General features: G+C 70.3%; 4 protein-coding genes. 3 read left to right on the top strand and 1 reads right to left on the bottom strand.

What is annotated here, in order from left to right; all coding sequences use genetic code 11:
- Positions 1 to 95: adenosylhomocysteinase (locus ACIQMU_RS31505; RefSeq protein WP_352242470.1), on the top strand; the 95-nt coding region annotated here is incomplete at its 5' end.
- Positions 96 to 263: 168 nt separating this feature from the next.
- Complete coding sequence (locus tag ACIQMU_RS31500; RefSeq protein ID WP_402690244.1) at positions 264 to 932, top strand: hypothetical protein; 669 nt, start codon at positions 264 to 266, stop codon at positions 930 to 932.
- 178 nt (positions 933 to 1,110) lie between these two features.
- Here the strand turns inward: ACIQMU_RS31500 and ACIQMU_RS31495 are convergent, their stop codons facing one another.
- Positions 1,111 to 2,136: an RDD family protein gene (locus ACIQMU_RS31495; protein WP_402690245.1), complete on the bottom strand. Its 1,026-nt coding sequence runs from the start codon at positions 2,134 to 2,136 to the stop codon at positions 1,111 to 1,113.
- Positions 2,137 to 2,255: 119 nt separating this feature from the next.
- Between ACIQMU_RS31495 and ACIQMU_RS31490 the strand changes: the two genes are divergently transcribed.
- On the top strand, positions 2,256 to 3,263 hold the full coding sequence (locus ACIQMU_RS31490) for a stage II sporulation protein M (protein WP_352244108.1): 1,008 nt from the start codon (positions 2,256 to 2,258) through the stop codon (positions 3,261 to 3,263).
- The last annotated feature ends 368 nt before the right edge of the window (positions 3,264 to 3,631 follow it).

The raw sequence follows: 3,631 nt of genomic DNA, 5'->3' as shown, positions 1-3,631 counted from the left end.
TCGGCGTCCGGCTCACGACCCTGCGTCCCGAGCAGGCGGCGTACATCGGCGTCCCGGTCGAGGGCCCGTACAAGCCCGACCACTACCGCTACTGAGTCATCCGCGGCCACTGATCCGCCCTCGGCGTCCGAAAGGCCGGCCTTCCGGACGCCGAGCGGCGGCAGAGCCCTCAGCAGCAGATCGCGAGCAGGCCCCCGCACCCCCGTGCCGGGGGCCTGCTCCCGTTACCGCCCCCGCACAGCCCGAGGAACCCGAAGGACCCCATGCCCCGCGGCAGGTATTCGCTCCACGACCTTCACGATCGCACCCCCCTCGGCGAAGAACACTTCCACTGCGCCCCCGGCCCCTCCGGCTGGCGCTACGTATCCCAGACCACATCACCCTCCGGAGACCACCTCGGCTCCGTCGACCTCGCTCTGGACGAGCTGGGCCGGCCCATCCGCCTCGAACTCCATGCCGCGAGCTGGCAGGTGCGAGGAGCGGCGCTGGAAGGGGTCACCTGGGTCCGGACCGACCCCACCGGGGGCCACGCCACCGAAGGCAACGTCCGCGCCCACGCCTTCGCCGGCACGTCTCCCGCGTTCCTCATCGCCATGACCCGGCTCCTGCGCCTCACCCCCGATTCCCCCACGACCCGCGTCCGCGTGGTCACCTTCACGGACCCGGTCCTCGCACCCAGGACCGTCGACCAGTCCTGGGCCCTGGTGAACAGTGAAGCGCACGCCACTGACAACGGCCCCCTGATCGTGGACGCGTACCAGGTCAGCGCCCTGGACACCGGGGAGCAGCACACCATCCACATCGCCGGTGACGTGGTCCTCGCGGCACCCGGCATCGAACTCGAACACCTGGAAACGCCGCCGTCCCCCCGTGTCTCCGGCGCCCCGGCAGACCAGGAGACACAGCCCGAATCCGGGCCCGACACCACCTGAGGGCTGCCCGCGACCCGGCGGACGCGGGACGACGGACGACGGCTATCGGCACCCCGGCCGCGTCGTCGGCACCCGGAACGCAGCCAGTACGCGGACGTTCCTCCACCTCGTGATGCCCCCGGTCCGGCACCCCGTCCGGGTGCCACGCGCTGATCCGCCGGCGGCGAGGGGGCAGCCCTTACCCGGGCGGCGCGAACCCTGCCGGGGAATCCCCTTCGTACCGCTGCTCAGGCGCACCAACGGCGCCGCCCCCCGACCCGGAACCGCCCGCAGCGGATCCTCCGCCGACAGTGCCGACGCCCCCGGGCCCTCCGGCCCCGACTGCTCCGGGACCACCGGACACCCCGGCGTGCCCACCGGCCCCGCCGGGCGCCGCATACCCGGAGCGCCCGCCAGGCACGCCCGGGACCGTCGACCCGGAAGGCATGGACGGCACGGACCCCGCGGCCCGGGGCCCGGCGAACAAACGCCGCGCGTCCCGTGCCTGCCGCTCATGCACCACCGCGGCCAGGAACGCTGCCGCGGGAACGCCCTCCGGCGCGGCGGCACCCGTCCGCGCGACCAGTTCACCGGCCAGCCGTTCCGCGATCGAGCGACCCACGCCGGGATCCAACTGCTGCATCCGCGTCAGGTACTGCCGTACCGCGAGCCAGAGGCCGTCAGGCACGGCCGACAGATCCAACTGGGCGAACCGGCCGACCAGCCAGGGCGGGGGAGGAGGCACGGCGACGGACCTGCCGGTCGCCGCGACCCGCTCCCGGATCACCAGCGTCCCGGCGAACACGTCACCGATCCGGCGACCCCGCGCCGACACCAGGGAGGCGATGGAGGCCAGGGCGCCGAAGGTCAGGAGAATCTCGACGAGCCCCATGGCGCCGCGCACGAGCGCGTGCCGGAACCGGATAGGCCCGCCGTCGTCGCGCACCACCCGCAGTCCGCAGGCAAGTTTTCCCAATGAACGGCCATGGCTCAGCGTCTCCACCGCGACCGGCCCACCGATCAGGACCAGCAGGAACGAGGCCACCCCGATGGCCGCGACGGCTGCCTCGTCCAAGGAGACGGAAGCGATGCCCAATACCACCGAAACCAGGATGAAGACGGCGAATATCACCGCCAGATCGATCGCCGAGGCCAACGCCCGGCTCGGCAGCCGTGCGGGCCTCAACCCCAGAACGACCGCGTCCCCGGTCACCAGCTCACTCATCGGGCCCCACCCTTCGCCGACCTTCTCTGCCCCAGCCGGCCCCAGTCTGCCAAGCTGACCGCCAGCGCGCCGCAGCAGCACGACCCCGTACGCCCCCTTGCCAGGAGCAACAGACGCCCATGGACCTCGACGTCTTCGTCACCGCCCACCGCACGGAGTGGGACCGCCTCGAACACCTCCTGCGCCGAGGGCGTCGCCTCACGGGCGCGGAAGCGGACGAACTCGTCGTCCTCTACCAACGCACGGCGACCCACCTCTCGCTGATCCAGTCGAGCAGCCCCGACCCGCTTCTCACCGGACGGCTCACCCAGCTCGTCGCACGCGCCCGGTCGACGGTGACCGGTACCCGCAAGGCGTCCTGGCGGGACGCGGCCCGGTTCCTCACCGCGGGATTCCCCGCCGCCGTCTACCGCTCGCGCCACTGGTGGATCCCCACCGCCGTGCTCTCGACCGCGCTGGCGGCACTGCTGGGCTGGTGGATCGGCACGCACCCCGACGTCCAGGCCGCGATCGCCGCACCCGACGACCTCCGCGCGATGACCCGGCCGGGAGGCGAGTACGAGACCTACTACTCCAGCCACCCGGCGGCGTCGTTCGCGGCACAGGTATGGACGAACAACGCGCAGGCCGCAGCCATGTGTCTGGTCCTCGGGGCGTTTCTCTGCATACCCGTGATCTGGATCCTGTTCCTCAACATGCTCAACCTGGGTGTCGGCATAGGTCTCATGTCCTCGGCAGGCCGCCTCGACGTCTTCCTCGGCCTGGTGCTTCCCCATGGTCTGCTCGAACTGACCGCGGTGTTCGTCGCCGCCGGCACGGGACTGCGCCTCGGCTGGACCGTGATCGACCCGGGCCCCCTCTCACGCCGGACCGCCCTGGCCCAGCAGGGCCGCGCCGCACTGGGCATGGCCATCGGCCTGGCGCTGGTCCTGTTCGTCTCCGGACTCATCGAGGGCTTCGTGACCCCGTCAGGGCTCCCGACCTGGGCTCGGATCACCATTGGCATCGCCGCTGAGCTGGCCTTTCTCGCATACGTCTACATCCTCGGCGGCCGTGCGGCACGGGCGGGCGACACAGGTGACCTCACGGCGGTCGAACGCAGCGCCGAACTTCCCACCGCAGCCTGACCGCCGATGTGCTTTCACCCCTGCTGAGCTGCTAGTGTCCTCCTCGCCCACAAAAACCGTTGACACGGCAGATGTGGGGAGGTAGATTTGAACGGTTGCCTCGGGCTGGACAAGTTCGAGTTAAGCGCATAAGATCGACTTCGCTCATGCGGGAGTGTTTGCTGACTCCGCTGAGCCGCATGATTTCCCTTCATCTCGAATCACAGGGTCGTTCGTTTCGGCCCATGAGATTCTGATAAAGTCGGAATCCGCCGAAAGGCAAGGCCACTCCATAGGCCACCGGAAATCGAATTCGGACCGGAAACGGAACGAAAAAGAGTCTGGTAAAGTTGGAACCGCCGGAAAGGGAAACGCGAAAGCGAAGGACC

Source organism: Streptomyces sp. NPDC091649 (genome assembly GCF_044756785.1).
Taxonomy (GTDB): domain Bacteria; phylum Actinomycetota; class Actinomycetes; order Streptomycetales; family Streptomycetaceae; genus Streptomyces.
Note: the sequence above shows the minus strand (reverse complement) of the source record. Positions and strands in the feature narration are given on the sequence as shown.

Coding starts and splice junctions, on each gene's coding strand:
- ACIQMU_RS31500 (WP_402690244.1), top strand. CDS start 264: ATGCCCCGCGGCAGGTATTCGCTCCACGACCTTCACGATCGCACCCCC.
- ACIQMU_RS31495 (WP_402690245.1), bottom strand. CDS start 2,136: ATGAGTGAGCTGGTGACCGGGGACGCGGTCGTTCTGGGGTTGAGGCCC.
- ACIQMU_RS31490 (WP_352244108.1), top strand. CDS start 2,256: ATGGACCTCGACGTCTTCGTCACCGCCCACCGCACGGAGTGGGACCGC.